Annotated in this window: 19 protein-coding genes; 15 read left to right on the top strand and 4 right to left on the bottom strand. The window is 67.4% G+C overall.

The window, feature by feature from the left end; all coding sequences use genetic code 11:
- Window positions 1–121 precede the first annotated feature (121 nt).
- Window positions 122–2476 (top strand): diguanylate cyclase, encoded by a 2355-nt coding sequence (locus ACLV7J_RS09585; protein ID WP_411868880.1) that lies wholly within the window; start codon window positions 122–124, stop codon window positions 2474–2476.
- A 144-nt stretch (window positions 2477–2620) separates the two neighbouring features.
- On the opposite strand, the gene ACLV7J_RS09580 is transcribed toward ACLV7J_RS09585, so the two are convergent.
- Window positions 2621–2962, bottom strand: a complete 342-nt coding sequence (locus ACLV7J_RS09580) for a hypothetical protein (protein ID WP_411868879.1) — start codon at window positions 2960–2962, stop codon at window positions 2621–2623.
- A gap of 131 nt (window positions 2963–3093) precedes the next feature.
- Entirely contained in the window at window positions 3094–3453 is a 360-nt protein-coding gene (locus ACLV7J_RS09575) for a hypothetical protein (protein ID WP_411868878.1), read from the bottom strand.
- A 495-nt stretch (window positions 3454–3948) separates the two neighbouring features.
- Between ACLV7J_RS09575 and ACLV7J_RS09570 the strand changes: the two genes are divergently transcribed.
- The 9 genes from ACLV7J_RS09570 (at window position 3949) to brnA (ending at window position 9433) form a co-directional block, all read left to right on the top strand.
- The gene (locus ACLV7J_RS09570) at window positions 3949–4404 is read left to right on the top strand and encodes a PilZ domain-containing protein (protein WP_411868877.1); all 456 of its coding nucleotides are present in this window, start codon (window positions 3949–3951) and stop codon (window positions 4402–4404) included.
- Between the two features lie 110 nt (window positions 4405–4514).
- Window positions 4515–4868: a hypothetical protein gene (locus ACLV7J_RS09565; RefSeq protein WP_411868876.1), complete on the top strand. Its 354-nt coding sequence runs from the start codon at window positions 4515–4517 to the stop codon at window positions 4866–4868.
- Between the two features lie 589 nt (window positions 4869–5457).
- Complete coding sequence (locus ACLV7J_RS09560; RefSeq protein ID WP_411868875.1) at window positions 5458–5721, top strand: hypothetical protein; 264 nt, start codon at window positions 5458–5460, stop codon at window positions 5719–5721.
- Between the two features lie 21 nt (window positions 5722–5742).
- Window positions 5743–5919 (top strand): hypothetical protein, encoded by a 177-nt coding sequence (locus ACLV7J_RS09555; protein WP_411868874.1) that lies wholly within the window; start codon window positions 5743–5745, stop codon window positions 5917–5919.
- Window positions 5920–6614: 695 nt separating this feature from the next.
- The gene (locus tag ACLV7J_RS09550; RefSeq protein WP_411868873.1) at window positions 6615–7013 is read left to right on the top strand and encodes an SLOG family protein; all 399 of its coding nucleotides are present in this window, start codon (window positions 6615–6617) and stop codon (window positions 7011–7013) included.
- Window positions 7014–7098: 85 nt separating this feature from the next.
- Window positions 7099–7761, top strand: a complete 663-nt coding sequence (locus tag ACLV7J_RS09545) for a siphovirus Gp157 family protein (RefSeq protein WP_411868872.1) — start codon at window positions 7099–7101, stop codon at window positions 7759–7761.
- A 142-nt stretch (window positions 7762–7903) separates the two neighbouring features.
- Complete coding sequence (locus ACLV7J_RS09540) at window positions 7904–8896, top strand: RAD52 family DNA repair protein (protein WP_411868871.1); 993 nt, start codon at window positions 7904–7906, stop codon at window positions 8894–8896.
- A 23-nt stretch (window positions 8897–8919) separates the two neighbouring features.
- Complete coding sequence (locus ACLV7J_RS09535; protein ID WP_411868870.1) at window positions 8920–9183, top strand: BrnT family toxin; 264 nt, start codon at window positions 8920–8922, stop codon at window positions 9181–9183.
- The gene (gene brnA, locus ACLV7J_RS09530) at window positions 9170–9433 is read left to right on the top strand and encodes a type II toxin-antitoxin system BrnA family antitoxin (protein WP_411868869.1); all 264 of its coding nucleotides are present in this window, start codon (window positions 9170–9172) and stop codon (window positions 9431–9433) included. Before ACLV7J_RS09535 ends, brnA begins: the two co-directional genes overlap by 14 nt.
- 392 nt (window positions 9434–9825) lie before the next feature.
- Here brnA and ACLV7J_RS09525 read toward each other — a convergent pair whose 3' ends face one another.
- Entirely contained in the window at window positions 9826–10245 is a 420-nt protein-coding gene (locus ACLV7J_RS09525) for an AbrB-like transcriptional regulator (RefSeq protein WP_411868868.1), read from the bottom strand.
- A gap of 289 nt (window positions 10246–10534) precedes the next feature.
- Between ACLV7J_RS09525 and ACLV7J_RS09520 the strand changes: the two genes are divergently transcribed.
- From ACLV7J_RS09520 to ACLV7J_RS09500, 5 genes are all read left to right on the top strand, one after another.
- Window positions 10535–10750 carry a hypothetical protein gene (locus ACLV7J_RS09520; RefSeq protein ID WP_411868867.1) on the top strand — a complete coding sequence of 72 codons (216 nt, stop codon included), beginning with the start codon at window positions 10535–10537 and terminating at the stop codon, window positions 10748–10750.
- Between the two features lie 333 nt (window positions 10751–11083).
- The gene (locus ACLV7J_RS09515; protein WP_411868866.1) at window positions 11084–11281 is read left to right on the top strand and encodes a hypothetical protein; all 198 of its coding nucleotides are present in this window, start codon (window positions 11084–11086) and stop codon (window positions 11279–11281) included.
- 126 nt (window positions 11282–11407) lie between these two features.
- A complete protein-coding gene (vapB, locus tag ACLV7J_RS09510; protein ID WP_411868865.1) occupies window positions 11408–11668 on the top strand; it encodes a type II toxin-antitoxin system VapB family antitoxin in 261 nt (86 codons plus the stop codon).
- A gap of 8 nt (window positions 11669–11676) precedes the next feature.
- The gene (gene vapC / locus ACLV7J_RS09505; protein WP_411868864.1) at window positions 11677–12075 is read left to right on the top strand and encodes a type II toxin-antitoxin system tRNA(fMet)-specific endonuclease VapC; all 399 of its coding nucleotides are present in this window, start codon (window positions 11677–11679) and stop codon (window positions 12073–12075) included.
- A gap of 414 nt (window positions 12076–12489) precedes the next feature.
- Window positions 12490–12633, top strand: coding sequence for a hypothetical protein (locus tag ACLV7J_RS09500; protein WP_411868863.1), 144 nt, complete (start codon window positions 12490–12492; stop codon window positions 12631–12633).
- Window positions 12634–12714: 81 nt separating this feature from the next.
- Here the strand turns inward: ACLV7J_RS09500 and ACLV7J_RS09495 are convergent, their stop codons facing one another.
- Window positions 12715–13560 (bottom strand): hypothetical protein, encoded by an 846-nt coding sequence (locus tag ACLV7J_RS09495; protein WP_411868862.1) that lies wholly within the window; start codon window positions 13558–13560, stop codon window positions 12715–12717.
- Between the last annotated feature and the right edge of the window lie 44 nt (window positions 13561–13604).

Here is a 13604-nt window from a genome sequence, read left to right as displayed (position 1 = left end):
ACCTGCCCCCTGGCCAATGGCCCGATCGGCCGGAATTGCTCAGGATGGGGTGGCTTCAGGGGGTGCTATGACCCAGCGCCGGTCGCCGCCATCCCCAGGGGGTGCCGAGAACCGGCACCAGATGCTGATCCTGCATCTGGCGATGGTCGGGCTGTTCCTGCTCGATCTGGCATCTCCGCGCGATGTCCCGCTACTGCCCTACTACTTCCTGGTGGTGGTGCTCTCGGCGAGCTTCGCTTCGCCGCGCCAGATGGTCCCCCTGATCGTTCAGGCCTATGGGCTGGCGATCGTGTCGGGGCTCTACTGGCATTTCTTCTCTTCGATTGATTACGTCGCCCGCCTGCTGGCGCTCAGCGGCGTGGCCGCTGCGGCGGTGAGGCTGTCGGCCCTGCGCTGCCGGGAAGCGGCCCTGCGGCGCCGCAGTGAGCAGATGCTCAATCTCACGCTCGACAATGCTGCCGCCGGGGTGCTCCTGGCGGATGCCAGCGGCCGGATGTTCCGCGTGAATGCGGCCTTCTCCACGATGCTCGGCCGCGATGCGGAGACCCTGGGGCAGCTCCTCTGGCCCGAGATCACCGAGCCGGACGACCTCGCCCAGGAGCAGCCACTGGTGGAGGAGCTGTTGGCGAACCGGCGCGACAGCTACCGACTCAGGAAGCGGTTTCGGCGCGGTGATGGCAGCACCATCTGGGTGGACCTGAGCGTGTCGTGTGCCCGTGCCCCGGACGGGCGCCTGGAGTTCTTCATCGCCCAGGGCGTCGACATCACCGCCCAGATGGCGGCCCAGGACGCCCTGGTCCGCTCCGAGGAGATGCTGGACCGCACCCTCGAGCACTGCAGCGTCGGCCTGGCGTTGTGCGCGCCTGGCACGGGGGTGATCCTGCAGGCCAATCCGGAACTCTGCGCGGAGCTGGACCTCTCCCCGACGGAGCTGGTGGGCCGCAGCCTGCCGCAGGTTCTCGGTGCCCTGGACCAGGTGTCGGCGGAGGATCCAGACGTCGTCACCCCGATGGACCAGGCCGCGCTGGAGTCCCTGGTGCGTGGCGAGTTGGATGGTTACGGGGTGCGGGTGCGGCTGCAGCGGGCCGGCTTCCTGAGGGGCTGGGGTGATCTGCAACTCAGCAACCTCCGCGATGCCAGCGGTGCCGTGGGGCATGTGCTGCTGGAGCTCGACGACATCACCGATGTGGTGGAGCAGACGGAGTACCTCCAGGCCGCTGCCGCCGCCGGGGTGGTGGGCATCTGGGACTGGGACGTGCCGGCGAACGTGCTCAGCTGGGATCCGGTGATGTACCGGCTCTACGGCCGCGATCCCAGCGACTTCGGTGGCGCCTACGAGGCCTGGGCCGATGCGGTGCATCCGGAGGACCGGGCCTACGCGGAGGGGGAGATCCAGGCGGCCCTGCGGGGCGAGCGGGAGTACGCCCCACGCTTCCGGGTGATCTGGCCCGACGGCTCCGTGCACCACGTCCAGGCCGTCTCCCACACCACCTACGACAGCGAGGGGAAGCCCCTGCGCATGCTCGGCGTCAACTACGACGTGACGGAGCTGGTGCAGACCCGGGAGCGTCTGCAGGCCGAACAGCAACGGCTGAGCACCACCCTCGATGCCCTGCTGGACCCCCACCTGATGCTGGGCCCGGTGCGCGATGACGCCGGCGCGATCGTGGATCTGTGCATCCTGCGGGCTAACCCCGCCGCCGCCGCTGACAACCACATGGCATTGGAGGTGTTGGTGGGAGCTGGGCTGCGGCGGTTCTGGTCGGAGCCTGTCAGCGATGGCCTGGTTGATCGCTGTCTGGAGGTGCTGAGCAGCGGCCAGCCGCTGGTGCTCGACAGCTTCCCCTTCCACCATCCCCAGCAGGGCGGGCTGCGCCACCTTGACATCCGCGCCGTGAAGGTGGGCGAGGAGCTGAGTATCACCTGGCGCGATGTGAGTGAGCGGATCGCTCTGGAGCAGGCGCTGCAGCGGCGGGCCGCCACCGACAGCCTCACCGCCCTGCTGAACCGCGAGGAGGTGTTCACGCAGATGGAACGGCTCCTGGCCGCAGACCAGCGCCAGGGTGGTGAACAGGCGGTGCTCTTCTGCGACCTCGATCACTTCAAGGAGGTGAACGACCGCTATGGCCACCAGGCCGGCGATGCGGTGCTGCAGGCCATGGCAGATCGGATCCGCTCCTGCCTGCGGGCTTCTGATCTGGCCGCGCGCATCGGCGGTGATGAGTTGATGGTGGTGTTGCCGGGGGTGCAGGGCCTGGACGATGCCGTGAGCATCGCCGAGAAGCTGCGGCAGCTGGCCCACGATCCGGTGCCGACGCCCGCCGGCGATGTGCACCTCAGCCTGAGCGTGGGGGTGGCCCTGGCCTGCCCCGGTGAATCGCTGGACGAGCTGATCGCCAGGGCTGATGTCGCCATGTATGCGGCCAAGAAGCAGGGCCGCAATCAGGTCGTGGCGATCGCGTCTGGGACCCCGTAAGCGGTGGCGTCGGGGCGTAGGTCTTGGCGAGGCCAGACGAACTGGTCAGGCGTGGTGATGCCTTTCTTGTTGCGCCCAACGCCAAACAGAGGGCTGACGGTTTCAACTTGATCTGCCAGCACTGGTGAATCCCCGCAGCCTGTGTCAGGCCAGACGCCTCAGGGTGTTGGCCGGCGTGCAACGCAGCTGGCTGTGCAGTTCCAGGCGGTCGGTGGCCTGCCACCAGAGGAAGCGCTGCACTTCCTGCTCCTGCCAGAGGAAGCCCTCGGCGCAACCCAGCTGGCTGTTCCAGCGCCAGTCCACCAGGGAGACCAGGCCGTTACCGCAGCGCTGCAGGGCCTGCTCCAGCTCCCGCAGCACAGGCGCGGGCCGCAGGCGATCGCAGCACTGGCCGACCAGGGGTGGAGCAACGGGCTGATCCAGCACCCAGGCGATGGTGTGCTGCAGAGCCCTTCGCAGGGCCGGGGCTGCGGATCGTTGCGGCATTCAGTCCGTGGGGTGTGTTGATCTCCCTTCACCATGCAGAAGCGCGAGCCCCGATGCAAACACCGGCGTCACAAAGTGTTGGGCAAAAAGGTTTACGACAAAGGCGGCATGTTCCTTGCGCCTGCTTCATTTCAGTGGGTCGCCATGGCCTGACGCACGGGGCCATCGCGGTCCGATCGAAAGCGGACCACAGCCTGATCGTCCAGGCGCATCAGCCCCGCCAGCACCTGATCCAGGGCCTGCCGGCTGAGCGGTGCCCCACGGCCCATGCCCTCACGGCTGCTCACCAGAACCCCCACCTCGCCTGGGTTGCCGAGCTCCAGCAACACCTGCACACTCAGGCCGCTGGGGCCATGGTTCAGGACCAGCGTGGCGTTGCGCTGATCCAGCCAGCTCAACGTGCCGCCAAGTTCCACGGCCAGGCGTTGGAGGCCGGCGCGCAGGACCGCATCGCCTGGCAGGCCAGCCAGATGCGCTTCCAACCGGGCCACACGTGGCAGAGCGAGGACTGCTGACTATGCCGGAGACCGACTGATGCCGGCGCGGCAAGGATGGATGGGCGCCGGTTCAAGGCCGGGCTGGCCTGCCCTGTCTGGGGTAGGCAGTGGATGGATTCCATCGGGGCTCTACTTCCCCTCAATCGGAATCACCTGGTTGCGTCCGTCCTGCTTGGCCCGGTACATCGCCCGATCGGCGCGGGCGATCAGGCCGCGAGCCAGCCGGTCGGACAGGGAGGGCATGGAGGCTGGGGACATCGAGGGGACAGGACGACACCGGCAGGGTCGGGGGCGCAGACCGTGCACTGCGCCCCAGTAATGGCGCTCGGGGCTGATCCGGTGCAGCGCTGACGGCAGGCTCCGCTGACCGGGGCGGACGTTCCGGCTGGCGTTGACACGCCGCGGCGCAGAACCCGTCGCGCGGCTGGCCTGCCCGGGCTTGACTGGGCCCGCAGCTTCGACAACCCTCCGGGCATCGGCGAGACACGGGTGGATTGGATCGGGCGGATCGGCGACGCCATCGGGGCCCTGGGCCGCTGGCTCGCAGGCCTGATCGGCTGGGGTGTCCCGGCCCGGCAGACCACGGCCAGGGTGGGCGCCTCGGGCCGCATCCAGCGCAAGCCCCGCGGCACCGTGATGGTGAATCCGCCGGCGGGCGAGCTCACCGACCTCCAGGGCGGCCTCTGGCGGGTGGTGCTCTGGGATGTGAGTGAGTCGGGCATCTGCGTGGCGATCCGCGGTCGCCAGCCCCAGCTGCAGCGCGACGCTGCACTGAGCCTGCGGCTGCACGATCCGGTGACGGAGATCACGGACCGCTTCCGCATGGAGCTGATGTGGACCAAGATCGAAGGCCACGACCTCTACCTGGGCCTCAGGCTGCGCAGGGGTTCAGCGCCGATCCGCAGCAGCTTTCTGCACCGTTACCTGCCTCGTGGGGGCTCCTAGGCTCAGGTCAGCACCCCACCACCGGATGGATGGCTGACGGGAAACGCGCTGCTGCCCCACAGCCCACGACGCGGGCGGCACGGACGCTGCGCCACGAGCAGCGAACCGTGATGCCCTTCCCCTCCGGCGCCATCCGCGTGGAGATCAGTCCCCCCAATGGCGACACGGTTCTGCATGGCAACCTCTGGGACCTGACCCACAACGGCTGCTGCGTGGTGGTGGACGGCCAGGCCGACGAGCTGGTCGACAGCAACTGCGGCCTCACGATCAAGGATCCCGCCACAGGCTCCACGCTCAAAGCCCTGGCCCAGCTCGAGTGGTGCGACGACACGATCAGGAACTGCTTCTGCGGCTTCCGCTTCGTGACGCCCATGGCGTTGCCCCGCGGCACCTTTCTCGACGACTACCTGCCGGAGCAACCCAGCACCTCCCAATCCCCTGAGGACCCGATGCCCTCGCCCTGAGGGCATCGGGGCACGCCAGTCTTGTGTGCCTGGGGCCAGACGGTTCAGCCCCAGGCCAGCGCCTGCTGGGCTCCAGGATCAAGCCCCCTCAATCGGAATCACCTGGTTGCGGCCGCCCTGCTTGGCGCGCTACATCGCCCGGTCTACGCGGGCAATCAGGTCATCGATCGACTCACCCGGTCCCGCCAGCAACACGGCGGCCGAGGGCAGGACCAGCAGCCAGGCGGTGAGGCAACGTTCCCGCAGCGCTCACGGACCCATGCCAGGGCGCGATTGAGCCTCATCGCGCCGATCGGTGGGAACAACCAGCGAGTGGCATGAGCTGCTGCTGGCGACCCGGTTCAACGCCTCGTTCTGGGGTTGGCCACAACAGACTGCTGCCGTGAGACGGCGCCCGCGGACCAAGTCGTTGTCAGGACAATGTCCGGCGTCCAGGGCGGCCTGGGCAGGTCAGAGGTCGCCATGGCCGGATCCCAGCGCCGCACCGAAAGGCTCGATCTGCGGCTGACCCCTGCCGCCAGGCAGACGCGGCAGCGCGCCCTTGATGCCGGTCCCCGTGCTGTGCGTGGATGGTGATTCTTCCGTTGCGATGACACCCGAGCTCGCGGGCTGTGTTCTGGAGGGATTGCTGCTGCTCCACGAGGAGCTGTCAGTGGATCCGCAGACCCCCTGGTATGTGGGCACGCCGGACCAGACCCAGGTGCTCCACGACGAGCTCTGGATCCTGGCCGGTGAGCTCTCGCCCCGCTCCAGCCAGGCACTGGTGGAGGCCTGGTATCGAGCTGGTCGCTCCAGCCTGTTGCCCGTGGGCTGCACCGGTGCGCTGGTGAGCGACCGGCACCTGGTGGCCTGAGGCGGCGTCCTCTCGCAGCCGGTGGTGGAAGCCGCCGGCCGCTTGGCCGATGCCTTTGCCCTGCGTGGGTATGACAGTGTCCAGCTTGCCGCCGCCCATCAGCTGCGGAGCAGCATTGAGCAGCCTTTCACCTTTGCCTGCTTTGACCGTCACCTCAATCAGGCGACCCAATTACTCCAGCTGCAAGTCCTGAGTTGACCGCCTGGCCCATCGCTGTCAGGCGTCATCAGGTAGCTCATGAGCCATGAGAAGAAGCCGTGGTTCTGACGCGGTCGGAGTCAGTGGTCTTGCTGTTGCTGTCCGTCCCCTGAGTTGCTTTCAGGTGCAGTCGGATCAGCCGACAGTGTCTGATTGCCCCCGGCGGCAGCGGGTGAGGATGTCACACGGCGCCAGGGCTGCGCGAGCCGGTGAGGCCGCTACGCGGTCACCGGCCCTGGCGCTCGTGTGCATCTGGAGTCCTTGCCGCCGCCGGGAATGGTGGCTTTGGTGGTGGTCGCTCAGCGCACTCCCGCGGCTGCGGTGGCCATGTGCTGGTGGGCTATCTGGGAGTCTTGAGGGCATGAGTCGTGGCTGCATTCTCTGCTTCTGGTTACCGCTGGGCTGCCCGTGTATGCCCCAGAATCCTGTGCGCACTGGTGGCCCATTCAGGCCCATAAAGAATGCTGGAGGCAGCCCCAGGCTCGCCGCTACGTCTGCAGCTAGTACGCCCGTACTGATACAATGAAGAGGTGCTCAAGGGATGGCGCCGGGTGGCCCGGGCCCCTTGAGTCAGATCCTTTTGCATTGCATTCTCTCCCATGCAATTCATTGCTCAGGCCGCCGCTTTGGTGCCGCCTGTCTCATCGTCTGTTCTCTCCACTGGGCTCAGTCGTGATCATCCCGGCTGCCGGCAGGTGGTGATCGTCGCCGCTGGTGGCCGCACGCTCACCTGGAGCCCCAGTCGCATCGCCGCCCATCTCCTGGCGGCCACCGCTGGTCGCGCCGTTCAGGCCTTGTTCCATGGCGCCGCCCCCGGTGCCGATCGCGTCATTGCTGCCGCAGCCGATCAGCTCGGCTGGCCTGTGATCGCCTGCCCCGCCCTCTGGCAGCAGCACGGCCGCGCCGCTGGTCCGATCCGCAACCGCCAGATGCTCCACCAGGCCATCACCCAGCTCGCGCTGCTTCCCGCCGGCGCTGCCCTGCAGGTGATTGCCTTCCCGGGCGGGCCAGGCACCGCCTCCCTGGCGCAGCTCACCCGCAGCCTGCAGGCCCGCTCCTCCCTGCCGATCGAGCTGCTCACCATCCCCGCCTGAGGGGGGGCTACGCCCCCTTTGCGGCTGGGTTCTGCTGCATTGCCGGGGCTTGGTTCAAGCACGTCTCACGCACATCCGCTTTGTCATGTCCGTCGCCATTCCCATCAGCGCTCCTGCCGCCACGGCTCAAGTTGCTGCGCCTCTGCCAAGCCTCTGGGAGCTGGGCACCGAACTCCAGGCCGAAACCCACTGGATCGCCCGCCTCGCCGAACGCCTCGACACCGACGACGAGGCCGAACGGTCCCGCGCTATCGCCGATCTGGAGGAATCCCTCGCCAGCGAGCAGGACAAGCGCGAGGCCTTCACCCGCAAGGCCGATGCCACCTGCTGGGTGATCGGCCGCCTGCGCGCCGAGGCCGGTTACCACCATGGCCAGGCCAAGCGCTACGCCGCCCTCGCCAAAGGCGAGGACAGCCGCGCCGATGCACTCGAATCCACCCTGATCCAGCTGCTGAGCCGCCTCGATCCCGCCGCCACCACGCACCGCCTGATCGATCACCGCCTGACCAGCCGCAGCAGCGATGTGGTGGAGATCGACGACCCCGACGCCCTGCCCGCCGAACTGGTGGCCCTCCACACCAGCCGCACGCCGGACAAGGTCTCGATCAAGGCCCGCATCCGCGCCGCCATCGCCGCCGCCACCCGTGGCCTCGCCAGAGCGGATGCCGCACAGCTTGCCCACACCGTCGCCGCCACCGCGGTGCCCGGCGCCCGGCTGATCAAACGCCGCCACTGGTCCATCCACTGAGGGGGGCAGGGCCCCCTTGCGATGGGGTGTTGCAGGTGCAGGCCGGGGATTTGGTCAGGAGTCCCGGTCTGCGTTGCACCCCTTCTGCTGATCCATCGCTCTGCTGATCCATCGAGCCAAAGCACGTCTCTCACCGATCGCCATGACTGTCATCACCACCGCCGGCCATGCCGGCCACACCAGTGCTGCTCCGGTGCGCCGGGCTGGCCCCAACAGCCGGCCGCCATCCACGCTCCAGCTGCTGCGCGACACCCTTCAGCAGGAAGCCAAGGCCACCCCGGTGCTGGGGGCTCCGGTTGCTGCTCCCGAGCCTCCAGCTCCACCAGCTGCTGCGCCGCCAGCCGCTGGCTTCTCCGTCGATCAGATCACTGCCCTATCGGCTCCCCTCGATCGCGCCAACGTGCGCCAGCGGGAGCAGGGCCGCAGTTCCGTCAGCTACCTCGAGGGCTGGCAGGTGATCGCCGAGGCCAACCGGATCTTTGGCTTCGACGGCTGGCAGCGTCAGACGATCGCCCAGCACTGCGTCAGCGAGCGGGAGCGGTCGATCGGCCGGGATCAGAAACCTGGCTGGGGCGTCACCTACACCGCCCAGGTGCGCATCACGGTGCGCTGCATCGGCCAGGGCCCGGTGATCCGCGAGGGCTCCGGCGCTGGCCACGGCATCGACAGCGACCTGGGCCAGGCCCATGAATCCGCCCTCAAGGAGGCCGAAACCGACGCCATGAAGCGGGCCCTGATGACCTTCGGGAACCCGTTCGGCCTGGCGCTGTACGACAAGCGCCAGCGGCAGGTGAGTGCGGCCCCAGTAGCTGCCGCTGCGGCACCCACCCCGCCGCGCGGTGTGAGTGCCGCTGGGGTGGCACGCCCCGCCACGGCCCGGCCCACTCCCCCACAGGCGGAGACAGCGGCGCCCCTCGATCCGGCCGTGATCCAGGCGCTGCAGGAGCGCATCAAGGCCCTGCCTGCTCCCCGGCGGGAGGCCTTTGCCAGGGGCTTCCGCACTGCGTTTCAGGTGCCCGATGCCCAGCCGTCCCTGGCCGGACTGATCACCACCGCTCGGCACCGGGAGTGGATCGAGGCGTTTCTGGGGGAGGGCGAAGCCTCCGGGCAGCACCAGCCTGGATCAGCGGTATGAAAACGGTATAGATTGAACACCGTATGTGGTTCGAGTTCGATCCCGCCAAGAGTGCAAGCAACCGGGCCAAGCACGGCATCGATTTCCTTGCCGCCCAGGCCCTCTGGCGGGATCCAGCTCTGCTGGAGATCCCGGCCAGAACCTCAGGCGAACCCCGGTTTCTGGTCATTGGCAGGATCCAGGACAACCACTGGTCCGCCGTTATCACCTACCGCCAGCAGACCGTGCGTCTGATTTCTGTCAGGCGCTCCCGTCCAGAAGAGGTGGACCTCTATGAACAGCTCTGAATTTGATCGTCGCTTTGATGATGGGGAATCGGTTGTCGATGCCCTTGATCTCGCTCAGGCCCGTCGCCATCGCCTCGAGCAGAAGCGCGTCAATGTCGACTTTCCGCTCTGGATGGTGGAACAGCTGGACCGGGAAGCCAGCCGCCTGGGGGTGACGCGTCAGTCGATCATCAAGGTGTGGCTTGCCGAGCGTCTGGAGCGCCCCACCCGCTTGCCGCAGCCCGAGACAGAGGGTCTCCAGCTCCCCTGATAAGCGGCTCAAGGCTCAGGTGTCACGCCAGGGGAGCACAGCCATCGTCCACTGGGGCGGTTCACCGCCCATTGCCCCCTTGACTCTCCACTCGAGGGGAGAGTGCATGGTTGGGTTGTGGACGGGGCTGAGGCCCCGCTCGCGATCCCCGGACCATCCCCAACGAGGAGAATCACGATGGCTTGCACCTGTTCCACCCCCCTCACCCAGCCCGCCGCCTGCCCCTGCGGCTGTGGCTGCTCCAGCACCTGTTCCTGCGCCAGCGGCGGCACCTGCGACTGCGGTTGCTCCTGCTCCGCCGAGCGCAGTGGCCGGCAGGCCTGACGGCCTTCTGAGGCCATAAAAAAAGGGCCGCTGCAGCGGCCCCTGACACTCACTTTTGAGCCGGCGACTCAGGCGGCGACAGGCTCGCTCACCGCCACAGGCTCGGCAGGCGCCACCGTGGTGTCGCCCTCCGCCACAGGGGCGCTGGCGGCAGTGATCGGCACCAGCTGCAGATCACCGTCACCCACCTTGATCTGCAGCCCATCGCCAGGCTTGAGCTGGATCTGGGACGTGTAGGCCCGACCCACCGTGACCGAACCGCTGGCCTGCACCTTGGTGGTGTAGCTCAGCTCCCGCACCTCGTTCTCATCGCCATCGGTGAGGGGGATGCCCTTGGCGGCGAGCAGGGCGAGATAGAAGTCGGTGTAGTTCAGCCGCTCACTGCCCTTCTTGGTGGTGCTCACGTACCCGCAGGTCCGGACGATGTCGGCCTTGGGGGTATCGCCCAGCTCGAGCACCTTGGCGACCAGTTCAGCTCCAATCAGCATGGAGGTTCGAAATCGAACAAGCCAAGGCTACTGGCGCTCTCCGGCGGACTTGTGCCCGCTCAATTCCAGCAGGCCTAGCCAGGGTGACCCGGCCTGGCTGTCAGACGGGATCCATGCCCAACGGGGCGGATCCTGCGCAGCTCGGAGACGAGTGCCATGGAAACGGCATGGCCCCTCCCAGCGTGCCCACTGCGCCGGCGGCGGCAAGGATAAGGCCGGGCCGCTGGCGCGGTCCTTGCCGCCGCCACCGCAGCGGGCCTCGGTCGGGGTGTTCCACGCCGTCCCGTCCATGGCTCTCCCCTCCGCGCCCTGCTGCGAGATCCGCACCCTTGTGCTGCACGTCTATCCCGATGGCATCAAGGCCTATGGCCACGAGCGCCTCACCACGCCGCTCGGGCGCCGCGGCAAGCCGGTCAAGAAGCTGCGCCTGATCCCCGCTGAGCGGGCCCATGCCCTGGCCCGCAGGCTGCAGGGGCGTTTTGGCACCACGGTGTCGGTGCTCTGAGGCGCAGCCGGGAGGCTGCGGCCTCCCATTCAGGAGACGTTTCCTGCGGCTTTGAGGCAGCGCTTGGGTTCCACCGATTCGCCCACCTCGGGAAACTGGGCTGGAGCATCGTGGTTCCTGCGTATGCGCGCCGGGACCTCCAGTGGCCTGGGCCCCTGCTCCACCGGCTCCCTGTGGATCGGCTTCGCGCAGCCCTCCTCATGGTCCGGGGTGGCCTCAAGGGCTGCGCAAGTCAGCCGGACTGGTGCGTTGGCTGCGCTGCGCTCCGCATGTCAGAGGGGGCTGCCCCTTGACCCCACCCCGGCCTGCTTCGGGGTCTCCGCTACGCCTGCCATGGCTACCGCATCCCGCATCCGCTCCTTCAGGTCCCTCAGCTCCCGCACCCTGGAGCTGCTGTGCGAGGAGGCCTCCGCCCACCGCCCGGCTCCACTGGGGCGGCTGGAGCGGCTGTGCGCTGATCTCCTTGTCGATCGGCAGCTCCTCAATCCCGCGGTGGGGAGCTCGTTCCCTGAGAGTGAGCTGCCCTTCTGAGGCTCTGGGCCCTGGTCCCAGCCCTCGGGCCCCTGGTCCTCGGCTGTGGCCGGGGCTCTCTTTTTGCCCTCAGCGAGCAGCCCCAAGGCTCGCGCAGCGAGCAACCATCAACCAGGGATAGACTGCATGGATATCCAGCTCCCGGGTCTGATGCGAGCCGTCACCAGGCTGTTCCTCAGCAATCGCAGTCAGGCTGTCCGTATCCCGGCCCATCTGCGCCTTCCAGACTCTGTCAAGGAAGTGGAAGTCCGCGCCTGCGGTCAGGAGCGGATCATTTCGCCCAGCAACCGCAGCTGGGACAGTTTTTTCATCGATGGTCCCACGGTTCCTGCTGACTTTCTGGAGGAGCGCGCCTCCCAGCAACAGAACGAACGCGAGCCGTTCTGAGTCGGCTGATGTTGCGCTATCTGCTCGATACCAATATCTGCATCTACGTCATCAAGCAACGGCCTCTGGTCCTGCTGGAGCGCTTCAACAGCCACGCCAGCCATTTGGCCATCTCCTCCATCACCCTCGCCGAGCTCTTGCACGGCACTGAAAAGAGCACCAATCCCGAGCGCTCCCTGGCCGTTGTGGAGAACTTTTCCAGCCGCCTGGAAGTCCTGGCTTACGGCGCCAAGGCTGCACAGCACTACGGACAGATTCGTGCAGCCCTTGAACGCCGTGGCACCCCGATTGGAGTCAATGATCTGCACATCGCCGCCCATTGCCGCAGTGAGGGTCTCACCCTGGTGAGCAACAACCTCCGGGAGTTCGAGAGGGTGGATGGATTGCTGAGTGAGAACTGGGTCTGATCCGCGCCTCATAGCGGCTTGCCCTCCATGGGAACAGCCACGACGACGACAACCGGATTCGCGCCAGCTACGGCGACAGCACCGACCCCCAGGCCCCAGCGTTCCCTCGGCCTGGTCGCCCGCTGCAACACCATCGGCGCCAAGGACAGGCTCAAGCGAGAGAGTGATGCCGGCCGGCCCGTCGCCGGCGGCTGGCTACACCGCCAACCTCAACGGCGCCGGGCTTGGCGACTCCGACAGGAACCGACTGCCGCGCTGGGAAGCCGATGGTGCCGGCACCGGTTGTTCCGTCACCGCCCAGTCCGCATCAGCCCTCCCGACGGCTGGCGGCGCGAGCAGCGGCTGCTCGGTGCCCTCGCGGGCGTGTCTCTCCCCCGGTTCCTGCTCCATGGAGCTGGGATCGGCCTCTGCGCCTTGCACGCCCTCCAGCTGGCCCTTGAGCCCGCCTGGCTGGAGCTGCTGCAGCGGCTTGACACCAGCTTCGAGACGGCGATCACAGCCGCCCTGGCGCGGCTGGGTGGCGCCGGGGCCACCCGCCGCCGGCCGCCGCAGTCCTGACGGGCTCTCGCGAGCACAAGAGAGAGCGCGCGCGGGAATCCTCATGGTCGCCTAGGCCTACTTAACGCGCAGCTTTATTCATCAGGCTCCGATCACCCTTCGCCGCCAGCGCTCGTACGGTATCGAGACCAACAGGGAGACCAGCATGTAGAGCAGAACCGTGCCAATCACGCCGTCCTCAGGTTGCATTCCCGAACCCGAGGCCAGAACCAAAGCGATGGCTGGGTGACGGTAGATCGTGGCCGATGCCAGAACTCCTCGCGTGCGGGGATCCGGTCCGCCCAGCGCATGTCCAATCAGCAGGCCGGCGATCACCACAGCAGTGATGGCGCCCAGCGTGCCCTGTCCGATCACGCCAAGAATTGTGGGGCCACGCAGCACTATCAGCAGCAGACCGCCAAGCAGCAGGAGTATGCCCCCTACCCGGTCAGCAAGAGCAGCCAGCCGTGGCGCAGCTTGCGGTGCCCAACGTGCGGTGCCCATGCCGAGAGCCAGAGGCGCCGCCACCGTGACGAGCAGCACGAGCTCCACGGCCAGCGGATCGAGAGTGGTCTGGATACTGAAAACGTGCTCGACAAGCAAGAGCATCAGCGGGATCACCAGCAGGGCAATTCCGGAGGACAGGAGCTGCAGACCGATGATGTCGTTGTTGCGGCCACCGACCACAGCAGCTTTTCGGCCCCAGGGAGGAAGAACTGGCGAAATCGCGAGGCTCAGAAGCACGGCACTGACTGGTCTTTGCAGAGGCAGTATCCACACCAGGAGCAACACGAAAGCAGGCATACCCACATACATCGAACCCATGGCGCGCAGCGCAAGCCAAGGCCTGCGCTGCAGCAGCAACGCCCACCCCGGGCGAGCCCCTATACCGATGGCCACCACCAGCAGCAGTACGCCGGTGAGCAGTATCAACGTCAAGATGGCCATAGGAACTACGTCCTCAGTTGGATCAGTGTCGTAGACATGCTGGA

The organism is Vulcanococcus limneticus LL, assembly GCF_943369875.1.
Lineage (GTDB): Bacteria > Cyanobacteriota > Cyanobacteriia > PCC-6307 > Cyanobiaceae > Vulcanococcus > Vulcanococcus limneticus_A.
The sequence above is the reverse complement of the archived record's forward strand: the minus strand, read 5'-3'. Positions and strand labels throughout refer to the sequence as shown.

Bases quoted from the DNA above. Each gene is read 5' to 3' on its own strand.
- ACLV7J_RS09585 (WP_411868880.1), top strand. From the start codon at position 122: ATGCTGATCCTGCATCTGGCGATGGTCGGGCTGTTCCTGCTCGATCTG.
- ACLV7J_RS09580 (WP_411868879.1), bottom strand. From the start codon at position 2,962: ATGCCGCAACGATCCGCAGCCCCGGCCCTGCGAAGGGCTCTGCAGCAC.
- ACLV7J_RS09565 (WP_411868876.1), top strand. From the start codon at position 4,515: ATGCCCTTCCCCTCCGGCGCCATCCGCGTGGAGATCAGTCCCCCCAAT.
- ACLV7J_RS09560 (WP_411868875.1), top strand. From the start codon at position 5,458: ATGACACCCGAGCTCGCGGGCTGTGTTCTGGAGGGATTGCTGCTGCTC.
- ACLV7J_RS09545 (WP_411868872.1), top strand. From the start codon at position 7,099: ATGTCCGTCGCCATTCCCATCAGCGCTCCTGCCGCCACGGCTCAAGTT.
- ACLV7J_RS09540 (WP_411868871.1), top strand. From the start codon at position 7,904: ATGACTGTCATCACCACCGCCGGCCATGCCGGCCACACCAGTGCTGCT.
- ACLV7J_RS09535 (WP_411868870.1), top strand. From the start codon at position 8,920: ATGTGGTTCGAGTTCGATCCCGCCAAGAGTGCAAGCAACCGGGCCAAG.
- brnA (WP_411868869.1), top strand. From the start codon at position 9,170: ATGAACAGCTCTGAATTTGATCGTCGCTTTGATGATGGGGAATCGGTT.
- ACLV7J_RS09525 (WP_411868868.1), bottom strand. From the start codon at position 10,245: ATGCTGATTGGAGCTGAACTGGTCGCCAAGGTGCTCGAGCTGGGCGAT.
- ACLV7J_RS09520 (WP_411868867.1), top strand. From the start codon at position 10,535: ATGGCTCTCCCCTCCGCGCCCTGCTGCGAGATCCGCACCCTTGTGCTG.
- ACLV7J_RS09515 (WP_411868866.1), top strand. From the start codon at position 11,084: ATGGCTACCGCATCCCGCATCCGCTCCTTCAGGTCCCTCAGCTCCCGC.
- vapB (WP_411868865.1), top strand. From the start codon at position 11,408: ATGGATATCCAGCTCCCGGGTCTGATGCGAGCCGTCACCAGGCTGTTC.
- vapC (WP_411868864.1), top strand. From the start codon at position 11,677: ATGTTGCGCTATCTGCTCGATACCAATATCTGCATCTACGTCATCAAG.
- ACLV7J_RS09495 (WP_411868862.1), bottom strand. From the start codon at position 13,560: ATGGCCATCTTGACGTTGATACTGCTCACCGGCGTACTGCTGCTGGTG.